22 protein-coding genes are annotated in these 15,743 nt (G+C 68.9%); 19 read left to right on the top strand and 3 right to left on the bottom strand.

The annotated features are described in order from the left end of the window. Positions 1–34: 34 nt before the first annotated feature. The 14 genes from rplN (at position 35) to ABIA35_RS38435 (ending at position 8,925) form a co-directional block, all read left to right on the top strand. Positions 35–403, top strand: coding sequence for a 50S ribosomal protein L14 (gene rplN / locus ABIA35_RS38500; RefSeq protein WP_012785168.1), 369 nt, complete (start codon positions 35–37; stop codon positions 401–403). A 12-nt stretch (positions 404–415) separates the two neighbouring features. Next, positions 416–775, top strand: coding sequence for a 50S ribosomal protein L24 (rplX, locus tag ABIA35_RS38495; RefSeq protein ID WP_370337618.1), 360 nt, complete (start codon positions 416–418; stop codon positions 773–775). Position 776: 1 nt separating this feature from the next. Then, positions 777–1,349 carry a 50S ribosomal protein L5 gene (gene rplE / locus ABIA35_RS38490; protein WP_370337336.1) on the top strand — a complete coding sequence of 191 codons (573 nt, stop codon included), beginning with the start codon at positions 777–779 and terminating at the stop codon, positions 1,347–1,349. A gap of 4 nt (positions 1,350–1,353) precedes the next feature. Further along, on the top strand, positions 1,354–1,539 hold the full coding sequence (locus ABIA35_RS38485; RefSeq protein WP_012785171.1) for a type Z 30S ribosomal protein S14: 186 nt from the start codon (positions 1,354–1,356) through the stop codon (positions 1,537–1,539). A gap of 94 nt (positions 1,540–1,633) precedes the next feature. After that, positions 1,634–2,032: a 30S ribosomal protein S8 gene (gene rpsH / locus ABIA35_RS38480; RefSeq protein ID WP_012785172.1), complete on the top strand. Its 399-nt coding sequence runs from the start codon at positions 1,634–1,636 to the stop codon at positions 2,030–2,032. Between the two features lie 18 nt (positions 2,033–2,050). Continuing rightward, positions 2,051–2,593 carry a 50S ribosomal protein L6 gene (gene rplF, locus ABIA35_RS38475; RefSeq protein WP_370337339.1) on the top strand — a complete coding sequence of 181 codons (543 nt, stop codon included), beginning with the start codon at positions 2,051–2,053 and terminating at the stop codon, positions 2,591–2,593. Then, on the top strand, positions 2,593–2,976 hold the full coding sequence (gene rplR, locus ABIA35_RS38470) for a 50S ribosomal protein L18 (RefSeq protein ID WP_370337341.1): 384 nt from the start codon (positions 2,593–2,595) through the stop codon (positions 2,974–2,976). Before rplF ends, rplR begins: the two co-directional genes overlap by 1 nt. A gap of 31 nt (positions 2,977–3,007) precedes the next feature. Next, positions 3,008–3,643, top strand: a complete 636-nt coding sequence (rpsE, locus tag ABIA35_RS38465; protein WP_370337343.1) for a 30S ribosomal protein S5 — start codon at positions 3,008–3,010, stop codon at positions 3,641–3,643. A gap of 5 nt (positions 3,644–3,648) precedes the next feature. Next, positions 3,649–3,831, top strand: coding sequence for a 50S ribosomal protein L30 (gene rpmD / locus ABIA35_RS38460; protein ID WP_012785176.1), 183 nt, complete (start codon positions 3,649–3,651; stop codon positions 3,829–3,831). A gap of 1 nt (position 3,832) precedes the next feature. Further along, positions 3,833–4,273, top strand: coding sequence for a 50S ribosomal protein L15 (rplO, locus tag ABIA35_RS38455; protein WP_370337345.1), 441 nt, complete (start codon positions 3,833–3,835; stop codon positions 4,271–4,273). Positions 4,274–5,092: 819 nt separating this feature from the next. Continuing rightward, the gene (gene secY / locus ABIA35_RS38450) at positions 5,093–6,439 is read left to right on the top strand and encodes a preprotein translocase subunit SecY (protein WP_370337347.1); all 1,347 of its coding nucleotides are present in this window, start codon (positions 5,093–5,095) and stop codon (positions 6,437–6,439) included. Between the two features lie 91 nt (positions 6,440–6,530). Beyond that, entirely contained in the window at positions 6,531–7,208 is a 678-nt protein-coding gene (locus ABIA35_RS38445; protein WP_370337349.1) for an adenylate kinase, read from the top strand. Positions 7,209–7,253: 45 nt separating this feature from the next. Further along, positions 7,254–8,081, top strand: coding sequence for a type I methionyl aminopeptidase (map, locus tag ABIA35_RS38440; RefSeq protein WP_370361218.1), 828 nt, complete (start codon positions 7,254–7,256; stop codon positions 8,079–8,081). Between the two features lie 85 nt (positions 8,082–8,166). Next, a complete protein-coding gene (locus ABIA35_RS38435) occupies positions 8,167–8,925 on the top strand; it encodes a sensor domain-containing protein (RefSeq protein ID WP_370337353.1) in 759 nt (252 codons plus the stop codon). Between the two features lie 78 nt (positions 8,926–9,003). On the opposite strand, the gene ABIA35_RS38430 is transcribed toward ABIA35_RS38435, so the two are convergent. The 3 genes from ABIA35_RS38430 to ABIA35_RS38420 all read right to left on the bottom strand — a co-directional run bounded on the left by ABIA35_RS38430 (position 9,004) and on the right by ABIA35_RS38420 (position 13,114). Next, a complete protein-coding gene (locus ABIA35_RS38430) occupies positions 9,004–11,133 on the bottom strand; it encodes an MMPL family transporter (protein WP_370361217.1) in 2,130 nt (709 codons plus the stop codon). Positions 11,134–11,210: 77 nt separating this feature from the next. Continuing rightward, positions 11,211–11,888 (bottom strand): response regulator, encoded by a 678-nt coding sequence (locus ABIA35_RS38425; protein WP_370337357.1) that lies wholly within the window; start codon positions 11,886–11,888, stop codon positions 11,211–11,213. 101 nt (positions 11,889–11,989) lie between these two features. After that, positions 11,990–13,114: a sensor histidine kinase gene (locus ABIA35_RS38420; protein ID WP_370361216.1), complete on the bottom strand. Its 1,125-nt coding sequence runs from the start codon at positions 13,112–13,114 to the stop codon at positions 11,990–11,992. Between the two features lie 115 nt (positions 13,115–13,229). On the opposite strand from ABIA35_RS38420, the gene ABIA35_RS38415 reads away from it, so the two are divergent. From ABIA35_RS38415 to rpsK, 5 genes are all read left to right on the top strand, one after another. Further along, complete coding sequence (locus ABIA35_RS38415; protein ID WP_370337361.1) at positions 13,230–13,853, top strand: DUF1707 domain-containing protein; 624 nt, start codon at positions 13,230–13,232, stop codon at positions 13,851–13,853. Between the two features lie 357 nt (positions 13,854–14,210). Beyond that, positions 14,211–14,432, top strand: coding sequence for a translation initiation factor IF-1 (gene infA / locus ABIA35_RS38410; RefSeq protein WP_012785186.1), 222 nt, complete (start codon positions 14,211–14,213; stop codon positions 14,430–14,432). Positions 14,433–14,563: 131 nt separating this feature from the next. Then, a complete protein-coding gene (rpmJ, locus tag ABIA35_RS38405) occupies positions 14,564–14,677 on the top strand; it encodes a 50S ribosomal protein L36 (RefSeq protein WP_009740505.1) in 114 nt (37 codons plus the stop codon). A 186-nt stretch (positions 14,678–14,863) separates the two neighbouring features. Continuing rightward, complete coding sequence (gene rpsM / locus ABIA35_RS38400; protein WP_012785187.1) at positions 14,864–15,244, top strand: 30S ribosomal protein S13; 381 nt, start codon at positions 14,864–14,866, stop codon at positions 15,242–15,244. 74 nt (positions 15,245–15,318) lie between these two features. Then, the gene (gene rpsK / locus ABIA35_RS38395) at positions 15,319–15,729 is read left to right on the top strand and encodes a 30S ribosomal protein S11 (RefSeq protein WP_012785188.1); all 411 of its coding nucleotides are present in this window, start codon (positions 15,319–15,321) and stop codon (positions 15,727–15,729) included. The last annotated feature ends 14 nt before the right edge of the window (positions 15,730–15,743 follow it).

Raw genomic sequence — 15,743 nt, 5'->3', positions numbered from 1 at the left:
CCCTGTGAACCGGCACGACGAAGGAGATAGATAAGTGATCCAGCAGGAGTCGCGGCTCCGGGTCGCCGACAACACGGGTGCGAAGGAAATCCTCTGCATCCGCGTTCTCGGTGGCTCCAGCCGCCGCTACGCCGGAATCGGCGACGTCATCGTCGCCACCGTCAAGGACGCCCTGCCCGGCGCGGGCGTCAAGAAGGGCGACGTCGTCAAGGCCGTCATCGTGCGCACCGTCAAGGAGCGCCGGCGTCCGGACGGCTCGTACATCCGCTTCGACGAGAACGCGGCCGTCCTGATCAAGGACGGCGGGGACCCGCGCGGGACCCGCATCTTCGGCCCGGTGGGCCGCGAGCTGCGCGAGAAGCGCTACATGCGCATCGTCTCGCTCGCCCCGGAGGTGCTGTAAGCCATGGCGTCGATGAACATCAAGAAGGGTGACCTGGTCCAGGTCATCACCGGTAAGGACAAGGGTCTGCAGGGCAAGGTCATCCAGGCCTTCCCGGAGACCTCGAAGGTCCTCGTCGAGGGCGTCAACCGGATCAAGAAGCACACCAAGGTCGGCCAGTCCGTCCGCGGGAGCAAGACCGGCGGCATCATCACGATCGAGGCCCCGGTCCACGTCTCCAACGTGATGCTGGTCGTCGAGCACGAGGGCGCCAAGGTCGTCACGCGCGTGGGCTACCGCCGCGTGGAGGAGGAGCGCACGCTCGCCGACGGTTCCAAGAAGACCGTCACGCGCAGCGTCCGCTACGCCAAGCGCACCGGTAAGGACATCTGACATGACCGTGACTGAGACTGAGACCTCGGTGCAGCCGCGTCTGAAGCTGCGCTACCGCGAGGAGATCGCGCCGGCGCTCAAGGAGCAGTTCGGCTTCCCGAACGTCATGCTGATCCCCGGTCTGACCAAGATCGTGGTCAACATGGGTGTGGGCGACGCCGCCCGCGACTCCAAGCTGATGGACGGCGCTGTCAAGGACCTGGCGGCGATCACCGGCCAGAAGCCGACCGTCACCCGGGCCCGCAAGTCCATCGCGCAGTTCAAGCTGCGCGAGGGCCAGCCCATCGGCGCGCACGTCACCCTGCGCGGCGACCGGATGTGGGAGTTCTGCGACCGGCTGGTGTCGATCGCGCTGCCCCGTATCCGCGACTTCCGTGGCCTGTCGCCGAAGCAGTTCGACGGCCGTGGCAACTACACGTTCGGTCTGAACGAGCAGTCGATGTTCCACGAGATCGACCAGGACAAGATCGACCGCGTGCGCGGCATGGACATCACCGTCGTGACCACCGCCCGCAACGACGACGAGGGTCGCGCCCTGCTGCGCCTCCTCGGATTCCCGTTCAAGGAGGCGTGATCACATGGCGAAGAAGGCCCTGATCAACAAGGCTCTCGCAAAGCCGAAGTTCAAGGTGCGCGGCTACACCCGCTGCTCCAAGTGCGGCCGTCCGCACTCGGTCTACCGCAAGTTCGGCCTGTGCCGGGTTTGCCTGCGCGAGATGGCGCACGCCGGCGAACTGCCGGGCGTCACCAAGAGCTCCTGGTAACTACTACACGCCGCAGGTCCCCGCGTATGTGCACTCTGATCGGAGAGTGTGAGCAGCGCGGGGATACCACGGCGAGGAAGGCCTCAGGCCGACTATGACCATGACCGACCCGATCGCGGACATGCTCACCCGTCTGCGGAACGCCAACTCGGCGTACCACGACCAGGTGACCATGCCGTCGAGCAAGATCAAGACTCACATCTGCGAGATCCTCAAGCAGGAGGGCTACATCGCCTCCTGGAAGGTCGAGGACGCGGAGGTGGGCAAGTCCCTCACCATCGAGCTGAAGTTCGGCCCGAACCGTGAGCGTTCCATCGCCGGGATCAAGCGGATCTCCAAGCCGGGTCTGCGCGTCTACGCGAAGTCCACCGGCCTGCCGAAGGTCCTGGGCGGACTCGGCGTCGCCATCATCTCGACTTCGACCGGTCTGCTGACCGACCGCCAGGCCGCCCGCAAGGGCGTCGGCGGCGAAGTCCTCGCCTACGTCTGGTAAGGGAAAGGAGGAGAAGCAATGTCTCGTATTGGACGGCTGCCGATCCCGGTTCCCACCGGCGTCGACGTCACCATCAGCGGGCAGGACGTGACCGTCAAGGGACCCAAGGGCACCCTGTCGCACACCGTCGTGGCCCCGATCACGATCGCCAAGGGCGAGGACGGCAACCTGGTCGTCTCGCGCCCGAACGACGAGCGGATCGCCAAGGAGCGCCACGGTCTGTCGCGCACCCTGGTCAACAACATGATCATCGGCGTGACCCAGGGCTACACCAAGAGCCTGGAGATCTCCGGTGTCGGTTACCGCGTGACCGCCAAGGGCTCGGACCTCGAGTTCGCCCTGGGCTACAGCCACCCGGTTCCGGTCCCGGCTCCCGCCGGTATCACCTTCGCCGTGGAGAGCCCGACCAAGTTCTCCGTGTCCGGGATCGACAAGCAGCTGGTGGGCGAGACCTGCGCCTACATCAAGAAGCTGCGCAAGATCGACCCGTACAAGGGCAAGGGCATCAAGTTCGCCGGCGAGGTCATCCGCCGCAAGGCCGGAAAGGCTGGGAAGAAGTAATGGCTTTCGCAGTCAAGATCGGCAAGGGTCCGGCGAAGAAGCGCAACGCGGTCAAGCGCCGCCACCTGCGCGTCCGCAAGAAGGTCTCCGGCACGGCACTGCGTCCGCGCCTGGTGGTCACCCGTTCGGCGCGCCACATGGTCGCGCAGATCGTGGACGACGTCACCCGCGTGACGCTGGCGTCCGCCTCCACCATGGAGGACGGGCTGCGCGGCGGCGAGGGCGACAAGACCGCCAAGGCCAAGGAAGTGGGCAAGCTCGTCGCCGAGCGGGCCAAGGCCAAGGGTGTCGGCACGGTCGTGTTCGACCGCGGCGGCAACAAGTACCACGGCCGGGTGGCCGCGGTGGCCGACGGCGCGAGGGAAGCGGGGCTCGACCTGTGAGCACTCAGACTACGAACGGAAGGAGCCTCTGATGGCTGGTCCGCAGCGCCGCGGAGGCGGCTTCGGTGGGCAGAACAACCAGGGTGGCGGCGAGGGCGGCAACAACCGCCGCGAGCGTCGCGACCGTCGCGGCGACCAGGCGCCGGTTGAGAAGTCGGCGCACATCGAGCGCGTCGTCACCATCAACCGCGTGGCCAAGGTCGTGCGCGGTGGCCGCCGCTTCAGCTTCACCGCCCTGGTGATCGTCGGCGACGGCGAGGGCACCGTGGGCGTCGGCTACGGCAAGGCGAAGGAAGTCCGCGACGCGATCGCCAAGGGTGTCGAGGAGGCCAAGAAGAACTTCTTCAAGGTCCCCCGCATCCAGGGCACGATTCCGCACCCGATTCAGGGCGAGCGCGCCGCCGGCGTCGTTCTCCTGAAGCCGGCCGCCCCCGGTACCGGCGTCATCGCCGGCGGCCCGGTGCGCGCCGTGCTGGAGTGCGCGGGCATCCACGACGTGCTGAGCAAGTCGCTCGGCTCGGACAACCCGATCAACATCGTCCACGCGACCGTGGCGGCTCTGAAGGGCCTGGTGCGCCCCGAGGAAGTCGCCGCTCGCCGCGGGCTCCCGCTGGAGGACGTGGCCCCGGCCGCCCTCCTGCGCGCCCGCGCCGGTGTGGGGAGCTGAGAGACATGGCCCGTTTGAAGATCACGCAGACCCGCTCCAAGATCGGGACCAAGCAGAACCACCGGGACACCCTCCGGTCGCTCGGTCTGAAGCGGATCAACGACACCGTGGTGAAGGAGGACCTCCCGCAGTTCCGGGGCATGGTCCACACCGTTCGCCACCTCGTCAAGGTCGAGGAGGTCGACTGACATGACGCTGAAGGTCCACCACCTCCGCCCGGCCCCGGGCGCCAAGACCGCCAAGACCCGCGTGGGTCGCGGCGAGGGCTCCAAGGGCAAGACGGCCGGCCGCGGTACCAAGGGCACCAAGGCCCGCTACCAGGTGTCGGCCCGCTTCGAGGGCGGCCAGATGCCCCTGCACATGCGCCTGCCCAAGGCGCGGGGCTTCAAGAACCCGTTCAAGGTGACGTTCCAGGTCGTGAACCTGGACAAGCTCTCGGCGCTGTACCCGGCCGGCGGCGAGGTCACTGTCGAGGACCTGGTCGCCAAGGGCGCGGTCCGCGACAACGAGCTGGTCAAGGTGCTCGGCACCGGCGAGGTGTCGGTCGCGCTGCAGGTGAAGGCGCATGCCTTCTCCGCCTCGGCGAAGGAGAAGCTGGCTGCGGCCGGCGGCTCTGCTGAGGAGGTCTGAGTCCTTAGGGCTTGGGTCTTGGGTTGAGTGTTAAGGGTTAGAGGGGCGCTGCTCCGGGCTTGGGCTCGGGGCGGCGCTCTTTTTTGGGCTCAGGGGGTTGTGTGTGGGTTGCGTGGGTGCCTGAGATCAAAGGCAGGTGCCTCCGGCGGGTGCTCTACAGGGAGGGGCGCCCCCTGCGGACCTCCTGAAGGCGGCGGTCCGCGACTGTTCGGCTTTGTTTCGTGCGTGGGCGCGTCACGTATATAGGTGGCGGTAAGGGTTGGGCCTGGGGTGTGGTCGAACATTTTTGAGGAATCGTTTGGCATTCGGCCTCGGTTGCCCGCGTCTCGGTTGAAGCGCGTGTCGGCAACCGGCTTTCTGTTCCGGTGGCAAGCCGTGGCCGTTGTCGGTGGTTGTGCTGGCGCCTCGGGTGCGGGCTGGGCCGTGGCGTGTTCGGGGGTGCTCTGCCGCAAGTCAGCGCTTCGCGGCGCTGCTCTGGCGGGGTTCTCGGCGGTGGGCTGTTCTTGCCTGGTGGCAAGGTGTCGCTTGTGCTGGGTGTGCGCGTGTCGGGGGTGGTCGTTGGTGCTGGTCACGGGGTTGTGTGGGGTCCTTTGTGCTTGGTCCGACCCCGACCCCCAGTAGTGCCTCGGGCACCCTGTGCCGAAGGCCCCTAGCCGACGCTCGCCTTCGCCTCCCTGCTATGCGTAAGATGGCGCAGGTCGGCCATCACCCCGACCCGACTCCCGTGTGCCCTCCGAGCCCCGCGTACCTGCGCAGAGCCCGCGGCGCGCGGTCATCAGGACCCTTTGACAATCTGTCGCGTCAAGGCGCAGGAGGACCATGCTCACCGCATTCGCTCGGGCGTTTCGTACGCCCGACCTGCGCAAGAAGCTGCTCTTCACGCTGGCCATCATGGCCTTGTTCAGGCTGGGCGCCCACATTCCGGCGCCGGGTGTGGACACCCATACGCTGAGCCAGTGTGTGGGTCTGAGCAAGTCCAGTGGTCAGAGCAATGGCGCGCTGGGTCTGATCAACCTGTTCTCCGGCGGTGCGCTGCTGCAGCTGTCGATCTTCGCGCTGGGCATCATGCCGTACATCACCGCGTCGATCATTCTGCAGCTGCTGACCGTCGTGATCCCGCGGTTGGAGGCCCTCAAGAAGGAGGGTCAGGCGGGGCAGACGAAGATCACGCAGTACACCCGGTACCTGACCATCGGGCTGGCGATTCTGCAGTCGACCACGATGCTCACGCTGATGAAGAACAACCCGAGCGCCCTGCTGGGCCCGGGGTGCTCCGGCCAGAACGTGATCTTCCCGAAGGTGGACTGGGTCGGGATGGCCGTCATGGTCATCACGCTGACCGCCGGGACGACGCTGATCATGTGGCTCGGTGAGCTCATCACCGACCGCGGGATCGGCAACGGCATGTCGCTGCTGATCTTCACCTCGATCACCGCGAACTTCCCGTCCTCGCTGTGGTCCATCAAGCAGGGCTCGACCACCATGGACGGCTGGCCGGTGTTCTTCGGCGTGCTGCTGATGGGCATGGTCATGGTCGGTGCCGTGGTGTTCGTCGAGCAGGGACAGCGGCGCATTCCCGTGCAGTACGCCAAGCGCATGGTCGGACGGCGGATGTACGGCGGGTCCTCGACCTACATCCCGATGAAGGTGAACCAGGCCGGTGTCATCCCGGTCATCTTCGCCTCCTCGCTGCTACAGCTGCCGCTGATGGTCGCGAACTTCACGAACCCGAACGCCCAGAAGGGTTGGGCGCACTGGGTCAACAAGGAGTTCGGCATGACCACGAACGGCTACTCGCTGACCTACTCGATCACCTACTTCCTGCTGATCCTCGGCTTCGCCTTCTTCTACGTCTCGATCACCTTCGTGCCCGACGAGATCGCGGACAACATGAAGAAGTACGGCGGCTTCATCCCGGGCATCCGCGCCGGCAAGCCCACCGCCGAGTACCTGCAGTACGTCTCGACCCGCGTGACCTGGCCCGGCGCCCTGTACCTGGCGGTGATCGCGATCGTTCCGTTCATCGCCCTGGCCGAGCTGCACGCGAGCGGGAAGTTCCCGTTCGGCGGCACGACCATCCTGATCATGGTGGGCGTGGGCCTGGAGACGGTGAAGCAGATCGAGTCCCAGCTGCAGCAGCACAACTACGAAGGCTTCCTGAGGTGACGGCGGTGATGACAACGGCGTCGACGCGCCTCACCCGAAGCGGGCGGCACCGTGCCGCCCGTCCCATCGACGCCGAAGGGTTCCTCATCTAGTGCGTATCGTTCTCGTCGGTCCGCCGGGCGCGGGCAAGGGCACCCAAGCCTCGTTCATCGCCGGGCACCTGGACGTCCCGAAGATCAGCACGGGGGACATCTTCCGGGCCAACATCTCCCAGGGCACGCCCCTGGGAGTGAAGGCCAAGGAGTACCTGGATGCCGGGCAGTTGGTCCCGGACGAGCTCACCATAGACATCGTCCGCGACCGGCTCTCGCAGGCCGACGCGGCCGCCGGCTTCCTGCTCGACGGCTTTCCGCGCAACGTCGCGCAGGCCGAGGAGCTGGACAAGATCCTCGCCGACAACGGGGTCGCCCCCTCGGCCGGCAAGGCCTACCTGGACGTCGTGCTCGACCTGGAGGTCGACAACGGCGAGGTGATCAAGCGGATCTCCGGCCGGCGGCTGTGCCGCAACGACTCCGGGCACATCTTCCACGTGGACTACAGCCCGTCCAAGACCGGCACCACGTGCGACATCTGCGGCGGCGAGCTCTACCAGCGCTCCGACGACGCCGAGGACGTGGTGCGCACCCGCCTCGAGGTCTACGCGGCCGAGACCGCCCCGATCATCGACTACTACCGCGAGCAGGGTGTGCTGACCACGATCGACGCCACCGGCGAGGTCGACGTGATCACCCGGCGCGCCTTCGCGGCGGTCGACGCCGCCCGCGGCTGAACGACCCGCCGTATCCTCCCCAGCAGTCTCTAAGGAATTCCCAACATGCACGCCCACGGTGACGACGACGGCCTGATCGAGCTGAAGACCCCGGAGCAGTTCGAGGTCATGAAGCAGGCCGGAAAGGTCGTCTCACGAACCCTGGCGCTGCTGCGCTCGGCGGTCCGGCCGGGCATCACCACCGGTGAGCTGGACCGGATCGCCGAGGAATCGATTCGTTCGCTCGGCGCCGCGCCCTCGTTCCTGGGCTACGGCGACTTCCCGGGCTCGATCTGCGCCTCGGTCAACGAGGAGATCGTGCACGGCATCCCCGGCTCGCGCGTGCTGCGCGAGGGGGACCTGATCTCGATCGACTGCGGTGCGATCATCCCCGACGAGGCCGGCAAGGCCGCCGTCGGGCGCTGGAACACCAAGGGCTGGCACGCCGACGCGGCCATCACCGTCGCCGTCGGCGAGGTCGCCCCGGAACTCGCCGAGCTGTCCCGGGTCACCGAGCAGGCGATGTGGGCCGGCATCAAGGCGGTGAAGGAGGGGGCGGCGCTCAACGACGTCTCCACCGCGATCGACGAGTCCACCCGCTCGCACCCGCGCCGCTACGGCATCGTGCGCGACTACGGCGGCCACGGCATCGGCTCGGCGATGCACATGGCGCCGATGGTGTTCAACTACCCGGTGCGCGGCGAGCGCACGGTGCTGACCACCGGCATGGCCATCGCCATCGAGCCGATGCTGACCCTGGGCAAGAACAAGACCCGGGTACTGGCCGACGACTGGACGGTCGTGGCTAAGGACGGCTCCTACGCCGCACACTGGGAGCACACGGTCGCGCTGACACCGGACGGTGTCGTGGTGACCACTGCTCCGGAAGAGTGACCAGACGTGACCGACAGGGGTGAGCACGCCACGGGGTCCGTGGTGTCCGCCGCCTGGCGGCCCTGATTCCGGCGGACGATGAAGCATGGCTCGTGACCGATCGGCTGCCGCCCTGGCCGCCGCCGCGCTCCTGGCGCTCGGCGGCGTGGCCGGCTGCGGGGCCTCGAAGAGCTCCGCGAAGCCCGCGGCGGCGCCTGCCCCGGCGGCGTCCGTGCCGCCGACCCCGAGCCCGACTCCCGCGCCGCCGACCGCGGCCGATCTGAAGGCCCGGGTGCTGACCCAGGCCGACATGCCCTCCGGCTTCGTCGCCGACGACGACACCTCCGACGCCGACGGCGTCATGTCCTCGGCCGAGCCGGACTGCCGGTCGATGACCGATCTGATGAACAGCCAGGGCCACCCGGCCGGCGCCCGGGCCTGGGCCGAGGCCTCGTTCAGCCGCTCGCAGTTCGGCCCGAACATCGCCACCGGCCTGGCCGGCTTCGCCAGCCCCGAGGCCGCGCAGGAGCTGCTCGCCTCGGTCACGCAGGCGATGCGCAGCTGCACCAAGATCACCGAGACGGACAAGGACGGCAGCAGCTACGACTTCCTGGTGACGCCGCTGGCCTTCCCGCCGGCCGGGGACGCCAGCGCCGCGATCCGAGTGGTCGCCGATGTCGACGACCTGCCGGCCCAGGTGGACCTGGTGTTGGTGCGGGTCGGCGACACCCTGCTGTATGTGGCGGACACCAACTTCGGCAGTGCTGATCCGGACCTGACCCAGCAGGTGGTCACGCGGGCCGTGGCCAAGGCGGAGGACCCGGCGGAGCCGCGCTCCGCGCCGACCACGGTCTCAAGCCTCTAGTAAAGAGGGGCCGGGCGCGCACATCGCAGTGTCCTCGCACCTGCGGCATGCGCACCCGGCCGACGGCTGTTCTCCCGCTCAGACGCTCTGCAGCAGCTCCTCACGGGCCGGCTCCGGGGCTTCGGCGACCCCGAACCGGGCGTGCAGCCCGCGCAGTGCCCGTGGCGCCCACCAGGCGCGCTCGCCGAGCAGTGCCAGCACCGCGGGCACCAGCATCATGCGGACCAGGGTGGCGTCGATGAGCACTGCGAAGGTGAGTCCGAACCCGAACTCCAGGATCGGGGCCGCGCCGCCGGTCATGAAGCAGGCGAAGACGATCACCAGCAGCGCCGCCGCGCACGTCACCACCCGGCCGGTGTACCGCACGCCGGTGACCACCGCCTGCCGCGCCTCCTCGCCGGCCAGCCTGGCCTCCCGGATCCGGCCGAGGATGAAGATCTCGTAGTCCATCGACAGGCCGAAGGCGACGGCGATCATCAGCGGCGGGACCGTCACGTCCAGCGCGCCGAGGCCGCCCTTGAGCCCGGAGCCGAAGACCCCTGCGAAGTGCCCCTGCTGGAAGACCCACACCATCGCGCCCAGCGAGGCGCCGATGCTCAGCAGGTTCGTCAGCACCGCCTTGAGCGGGACCAGCAGCGAGCCGGTGAACAGGAACAGCAGGACGAACACCGACAGGAACACCACGCCGGCGGCGTAGGGGAGCCGGTCGACGAGCATCTGCCGGAAGTCCACCAGGTGCGCGCTGTCGCCGGTGACGGACGCGCCCTGGTGCTCGGCGCGGATGGTCTGCACCAGGCCGGTCGCGACCTTGCCGTCGACCGTTCCGGCGGGCGTCAGCTGGAGCACCGCGCTGCCGTCGGGCAGCATTTTCTGCGCGGACTGCACGACCCCCGGCAGCGACCGCAGGTGCGTCAGATAGGCCGGCTTCGTGGCGCCGCCGTCGACCAGCACGTACAGGGGGCCGGTCGCGCTCTGCCCGGGGAAGTGCGCCACGGTCAGGTCGTACACCTGCCGCGGCTCCGAGCTGGCCGGCAGCTCGCGGGCATCACCCGGGCTCAGCGACAGCGCGGTCACCGGCGCGGCCACGGTGACCAGGCCCGCGACGATGACCAGCAGGACCGGCAGCGGCCGGCGGGCCACGCCCGCCGCGAACTTCCCGAACCAGCGCCCCTCCGAGCGGTCGGCCTTCGCCGGCTTGATCCGGTGTCCGTACTTCGCCAGCAGGGCCGGCAGCAGAGTCACCGCGGCCAGCATGTCGACCGCCACCACGGCCGTGGCCGCCAGGCCCATGCTCCGCAGGAACGGCGCCGAGTAGACCACCAGGCCGACCAGGCTGACCGCGACGGTGAGCCCGGAGAAGAAGACGGTGCGGCCGGCCGCCGAGACCGTGCGGCGGACGCAGTCGGCGATGTCCGGGGTGGCCGCGCGCTCCTGCTTGAAGCGGGTCACCATCAGCAGCGCGTAGTCCACACCGAGGCCCAGGCCCAGCATCGTCGTGATCTGCACCGAGTACACCGACAAGTCGGTGGCGAAGCTGAAGCCGAACAGCACCAGCAGCGTGGAGGCGATGCCGCACACCGCCAGCACCAGCGGCAGCGACGCGGCCAGCAGCCCGCCGAACACCACGACCAGCAGCAACAGCACGATCGGCAGCGAGATCAGCTCGGCCTTGCTCGCGTCGGACTGCGCGATGCTGTTCAGCGCGTCGCCGGCCAGGGGTCCGCCGCCGACCTTGACCTGGAAGTCCGGGGTCGCGATCGCGTGCAGGCGGGCCTGGACCGCGAGGCTGGCGACGTGCTCGTCGTGCGCGGCGATCCCGCTTACGAAGGTCACCGGGATCGCGACCGCCTGGCCGTCGCCGGTGGCGCCAGGAGTCTGATACGGGTCCGGCACCTGCGCGACGCCCGGGATCGCGCGCAGGTCCCCGACGGCGGCGGTGACCCGGTCCCGCAGGCCCGGGTCCGCGGCGATCACCCGGCCCGGGGTCGCCGAGACCACCAGGGCGTCGATGGTGTCGGCACCGGGATCGATCTTGTCCAGGCGGTCGGCGGTCACCTGGGACTGACTGCCCGGCACGTTCGCGCCGAGCCCCCCGAGCCTGCCGAACACGGTCCCGCCCAGGCCCAGGCCGACCACCAGGACCACGGCCCACACGGCGACCACGGTCCTGGGTCGGCGGATGGCCAGTTCTGCGGCGTTTCTCAACATGCCACCACTGTCCGGCGGCGCGGGCGTCCTGTGATCCCGCGCGGGAGGGGATCGGCGGACTCGGTAGATCGGGTGAGTCATCCCTCCGGAGAGGGAGTCACCAGCCCGCTGTCGTAGGCGAAGATCACCGCGTGGACCCGGTCGCGCAGCCCCAGCTTCATCAGGATGTTGCTGACGTGGGTCTTCACCGTGTGCTCGGTGACGTACAGGCGGGCCGCGATCTCGGCGTTCGAAGCGCCGCGGGCGATCAGCAGCAGCGTCTCGCGCTCGCGCGGGGTGAGGGCGTCCAGGCGGGCCGAGGGCGCGGCCGCCGGCTCGCCGGCCCGGGCCGGGCGGCGGGAGGTGACGTCGGCGATCAGCCGCCGGGTCACCGAGGGCGCCAGCAGCGAGTCCCCGGCCGCGACCACGCGGACCGCGTGCACCAGGTCGTCGCGGCGGACGTCCTTGAGCAGGAAGCCGGACGCGCCGGCGTAGAGCGCGTCGTACACGTACTCGTCGACGTCGAAGGTGGTGAGCATGAGGATCCGGCTGTCGCCGTCGGCGGTGATCTGGCGCGCGGCCTCGATGCCGTCCATCACCGGCATCCGGACGTCCAGCAGCACCACGTCGGGGCGCAGCGCGCGGGCCAGCGCCACGGCCTCGGCGCCGTCGCCGGCCTCGCCGGCCACCTCGATGTCCGGCTGCGCGTCCAGGATCATCGCGAACCCGCTGCGCACCAGTTCCTGGTCGTCGGCCACCACTACCCGAATCGCCACGCCCGCTTTCTATCAGGCCCGTGTGAAGACTGTCCTCAGCCCGGCCCCGGCTGCGGCGCTGACACCGGCTCCGACACTGCTCCGGTCTCGTGCCGGCTGGCTTACTGCCCCGCGGGGATGACCGCGGTCAGCGCGAACCCGCCGGTGTCCGGCGGCGAGGTCCAGCTCAGCGCGCCGCCCACCGGGGCCAGCCGCTCCCGCAGGCCGGTCAGGCCGTGTCCGCCGCCGCCGTCGGCCGTGCCTTCGGACACGCCACGGCCGTTGTCCGCCACGGTGATCTCCAGCGCGCTCGGCACCCAGCTCAACCGGACCTCGGCGCGCGAGGCCCTGGCGTGCTTGAGGGTATTGGTGAGCGCTTCCTGCACCACGCGGTAGGCGGCGGTCTCGGCGCCCGGCGACAGCGGCGCGGCGTCGCCGGTCTGCTCCAGGCGCACGTGGAGTCCGGCCTTGCGGACCCGGTGCACCAGTTCGTCGAGGTCGGCCAGGGTGGGCAGCGGTTCCCGGCCGCCGGCGGCGTCCTGGCTGAGCGTGCCGAGCAGGCCCCGCAGCTGGGCCATCGCGTCGCGGCCGGCGGTGGAGATGGCCTCGAAGGCCGCCTCGGCCCGCTCCGGCTTGTCGCGTACCAGCAGCGGCCCGGCCTCGGCCTGCACCACCATCAGTGCGACGGCGTGGCCGACCACATCGTGCATGTCCCGCGCGATGCGGGCCCGCTCGGCCCGCAGCGCGCGGTCGCCGCGCACCGACAGCGAGTCGCGCTCGGACTGCATGAGCACCCCGAGGAAGAGCGCGGTCAGGCTCAGGGTGAAGGTGACCAGGAAGTCCTCGGGGTTGCCCCACTGCTGGTGCAGGGCCTCGGCGACGACGTTGCCGGCCATGAACACCCCGACCAGGAACGCCCGGGTCCGGCCGCGCAACACCGCCCCGATCGTGTACTGGGTGACCAGGACCGCGTACGGGAACGGCTGGGCCGGGTGCACGGTGGCGGTGACGATCAGCGTCAGCGCGCCGGTGGTCAGGGCCGAGGGGACCGGGAGGGACTCCCGCCACAGCAGCGGCACGATCGTCGCCGTCTCCATCATGTACCGCCACGGTCCCCACGGCACGATGCCGGGTATCAGGTACGTGCCGCTGTTCAGGAGCAGCACGATCAGGGCCACCATGACGTCGTTGCGCCGCGGCCGCTGCGGGCGGATCTGGAGTCGGGACAGCGCGTCCGTGCTTCGCACGTGATAGATCATGCTCCACCGGGAGTAGTCGTACCTCCCTCCAAGGGGGGATCCTGAGGCCGCGATCCTGCGGTACAGTCGAGATATGTCGCGAGTCAGTTGGGGAGTCACGGAGATGACGACGCAGGGTGGGGCCTCGTTCGATCCCGATATGCGCGCCGGCGACGCCGACCGCGAGCGCCTCGTGGAGCAGCTGCGCGAGCACCACGCCGCGGGCAGGCTCACGCTCGAGGAGTTCGACGAGCGCATGACCAAGGCCTATGAGGCCAAGACGTACGGCGAGCTGCGCACGCTCACCCGGGACCTGCCGGTGGACCTGGCGCAGCTGAACTTCCAGCAGGCCCAGCAGCGCACCGCGCAGTCCCAGCAGCGGCCGGTCGAGGTGCGCCGCGACGAGTCCGGCCGGATGCAGATCAACATCGACAACCAGGCCATCCAGGACCGCATCAACCACCACCTGGAGCGTCAGCAGGACCGCTGGGCGCGGCACCAGAACCGGCACCAGGCGCACCGGGCCCGCCAGGCCGAGCGCTGGCAGCAGGCCGCGGCCGGCCGCCGGGATCGCGGACGCGGCCTGGCCTCCTTCAGTGCCTGGCTGTCGCTGTCGGTGCTGCTCACCGGCATCTGGCTGGTCACCAATCTGGCCGGCGGCGGCGACTGGGGCCACTTCTGGCCGATCTGGCCGATCGGGATCTGGGGTGTGCTGATGGTGGCGCGGGGGATCAACCGGCGGAACTGAGGGTGCGGCGGGTACCGCCCGCCACCGACTGACCTCGCCAGACCGCGACCGGGTGCCCGGCCGCGGTCTGTTTCGGTCTCCGCGTCGCTCCCGGTGTCCGTTGGTGTCCGTGCGGCGAACGAGGTGGGAATTTTCGCCACCCGCCCCCGGTTTTATCTTTCGCGCGGACGGGGTAGAAAGCCTCGGTTTCGCGTTCTGCAAGTGTTCGGCGTACACTGGCGTGTCGGCTCCGTATGGAGTGGTTCACGTGCGCCCCCGCGGCTGGGTCTATGAGCGCATCACTGCTGGACCACCACTTGCTCCTGTTGCCGGAACCGACACGGCAGTAGACACCCTTCTGAAGGAGATTGAAGGAACTTGGCCAAAAAAGAAGGCGCCATCGAGATCGAGGGCACCATCATCGAGTCCCTGCCCAACGCGATGTTCCGCGTTGAGCTGGCGAACGGCCACAAGGTCCTCGCGCACATCTCCGGCAAGATGCGGATGCACTACATCCGGATCCTCCCGGACGACCGGGTCGTCGTCGAGCTGAGCCCGTACGACCTGACCCGTGGGCGCATCGTCTACCGCTACAAGTGACCAGTAGGACCCCTCCGGCTCGCCAGGGGTCCCGTGCTGTTCGCGTCCTATCGAGGCTCACCACGCTCATGGTGGTGGGCTGCCTTTCGGTGTTTCCGCACCGGACGACCGATACCAGTTAAGGAACCAAAATGAAGGTCAAGCCCAGCGTCAAGAAGATCTGCGACAAGTGCAAGGTGATCCGTCGCCACGGCCGCGTCATGGTGATCTGCGAGAACCTGCGCCACAAGCAGCGTCAGGGCTGAGCTCACTGCTCAAGGCCGGCTCCGCAACAAGCCGGCTGAGGTAACCCGCAGCGTCCCGACCCCGCGTGCTCCCGCCATAGGGCTCGCGGATGAAACCTTCGGCCCGGAGGCCGAAGACCTGGTCAGGCACCAGGACCGGCGCTGCATCGACACCTCCGGAATGAAACAGAAACAGGAGCCTGCCTGATGGCACGTCTCTCTGGTGTGGACATCCCGCGCGAAAAGCGTCTGGAGATCGCCCTCACCTACATCTACGGCATCGGCCGGACCCGCTCGCAGAAGACGTGCGCGGAGACCGGCATCAACCCCAACACGCGCGTGAAGGACCTGACGGAGGACGACCTCGTCAAGCTCCGCCAGTGGATCGACACGAACTACCGCGTCGAGGGCGACCTTCGCCGTGAGGTCCAGGCGGACATCCGCCGCAAGATCGAGATCGGCTGCTACCAGGGCGTCCGGCACCGCAAGGGCCTGCCGGTGCACGGTCAGCGCACCCACACCAACGCGCGTACGCGCAAGGGCCCGCGCAAGGCCATCGCCGGCAAGAAGAAGGCCGGCCGGAAGTAGTCCAGCCACGGACCGGAACCTAACTGGTTGTCAGTGGCCCGGACCGATCACCTCATTCAGGAGAACCCAGCACAATGCCTCCCCAGAGCCGTAAGGCCGGCGCCAAGGCTCCCAAGCTGCGCCGCAAGGAAAAGAAGAACGTCGCCCACGGGCACGCTCACATCAAGAGCACGTTCAACAACACCATCGTCTCCATCACCGACCCGCAGGGGAACGTGATCGCGTGGGCGAGTTCGGGTCAGGTGGGCTTCAAGGGCTCGCGCAAGTCGACCCCGTTCGCCGCTCAGATGACCGCCGAGGCCGCCGCCCGCCGCGCCATGGAGCACGGCATGAAGAAGGTCGACGTGTTCGTCAAGGGTCCCGGCTCCGGCCGTGAGACCGCCATCCGGTCGCTTCAGCAGACCGGCCTGGAGGTCGGATCCATCAACGACGTCACCCCTTCGCCGCACAACGGCTGCCGTCCGCCGAAGCGCCGGCGCGTCTGAGCTAGGAGAGAAGA

The organism is Catenulispora sp. MAP12-49, from assembly GCF_041262705.1.
In the GTDB taxonomy this organism is placed as follows: domain Bacteria; phylum Actinomycetota; class Actinomycetes; order Streptomycetales; family Catenulisporaceae; genus Catenulispora.
Note: the sequence above shows the minus strand (reverse complement) of the source record. Positions and strands in the feature narration are given on the sequence as shown.

What these genes read in the sequence shown, in the direction of transcription:
- rplX (WP_370337618.1), top strand. Translation starts at nt 416, where the DNA reads ATGAACATCAAGAAGGGTGACCTGGTCCAGGTCATCACCGGTAAGGAC.
- rplE (WP_370337336.1), top strand. Translation starts at nt 777, where the DNA reads ATGACCGTGACTGAGACTGAGACCTCGGTGCAGCCGCGTCTGAAGCTG.
- ABIA35_RS38485 (WP_012785171.1), top strand. Translation starts at nt 1,354, where the DNA reads ATGGCGAAGAAGGCCCTGATCAACAAGGCTCTCGCAAAGCCGAAGTTC.
- rpsH (WP_012785172.1), top strand. Translation starts at nt 1,634, where the DNA reads ATGACCATGACCGACCCGATCGCGGACATGCTCACCCGTCTGCGGAAC.
- rplF (WP_370337339.1), top strand. Translation starts at nt 2,051, where the DNA reads ATGTCTCGTATTGGACGGCTGCCGATCCCGGTTCCCACCGGCGTCGAC.
- rplR (WP_370337341.1), top strand. Translation starts at nt 2,593, where the DNA reads ATGGCTTTCGCAGTCAAGATCGGCAAGGGTCCGGCGAAGAAGCGCAAC.
- rpsE (WP_370337343.1), top strand. Translation starts at nt 3,008, where the DNA reads ATGGCTGGTCCGCAGCGCCGCGGAGGCGGCTTCGGTGGGCAGAACAAC.
- rpmD (WP_012785176.1), top strand. Translation starts at nt 3,649, where the DNA reads ATGGCCCGTTTGAAGATCACGCAGACCCGCTCCAAGATCGGGACCAAG.
- rplO (WP_370337345.1), top strand. Translation starts at nt 3,833, where the DNA reads ATGACGCTGAAGGTCCACCACCTCCGCCCGGCCCCGGGCGCCAAGACC.
- secY (WP_370337347.1), top strand. Translation starts at nt 5,093, where the DNA reads ATGCTCACCGCATTCGCTCGGGCGTTTCGTACGCCCGACCTGCGCAAG.
- map (WP_370361218.1), top strand. Translation starts at nt 7,254, where the DNA reads ATGCACGCCCACGGTGACGACGACGGCCTGATCGAGCTGAAGACCCCG.
- ABIA35_RS38435 (WP_370337353.1), top strand. Translation starts at nt 8,167, where the DNA reads ATGGCTCGTGACCGATCGGCTGCCGCCCTGGCCGCCGCCGCGCTCCTG.
- ABIA35_RS38430 (WP_370361217.1), bottom strand. Translation starts at nt 11,133, where the DNA reads ATGTTGAGAAACGCCGCAGAACTGGCCATCCGCCGACCCAGGACCGTG.
- ABIA35_RS38415 (WP_370337361.1), top strand. Translation starts at nt 13,230, where the DNA reads ATGACGACGCAGGGTGGGGCCTCGTTCGATCCCGATATGCGCGCCGGC.
- rpmJ (WP_009740505.1), top strand. Translation starts at nt 14,564, where the DNA reads ATGAAGGTCAAGCCCAGCGTCAAGAAGATCTGCGACAAGTGCAAGGTG.
- rpsM (WP_012785187.1), top strand. Translation starts at nt 14,864, where the DNA reads ATGGCACGTCTCTCTGGTGTGGACATCCCGCGCGAAAAGCGTCTGGAG.
- rpsK (WP_012785188.1), top strand. Translation starts at nt 15,319, where the DNA reads ATGCCTCCCCAGAGCCGTAAGGCCGGCGCCAAGGCTCCCAAGCTGCGC.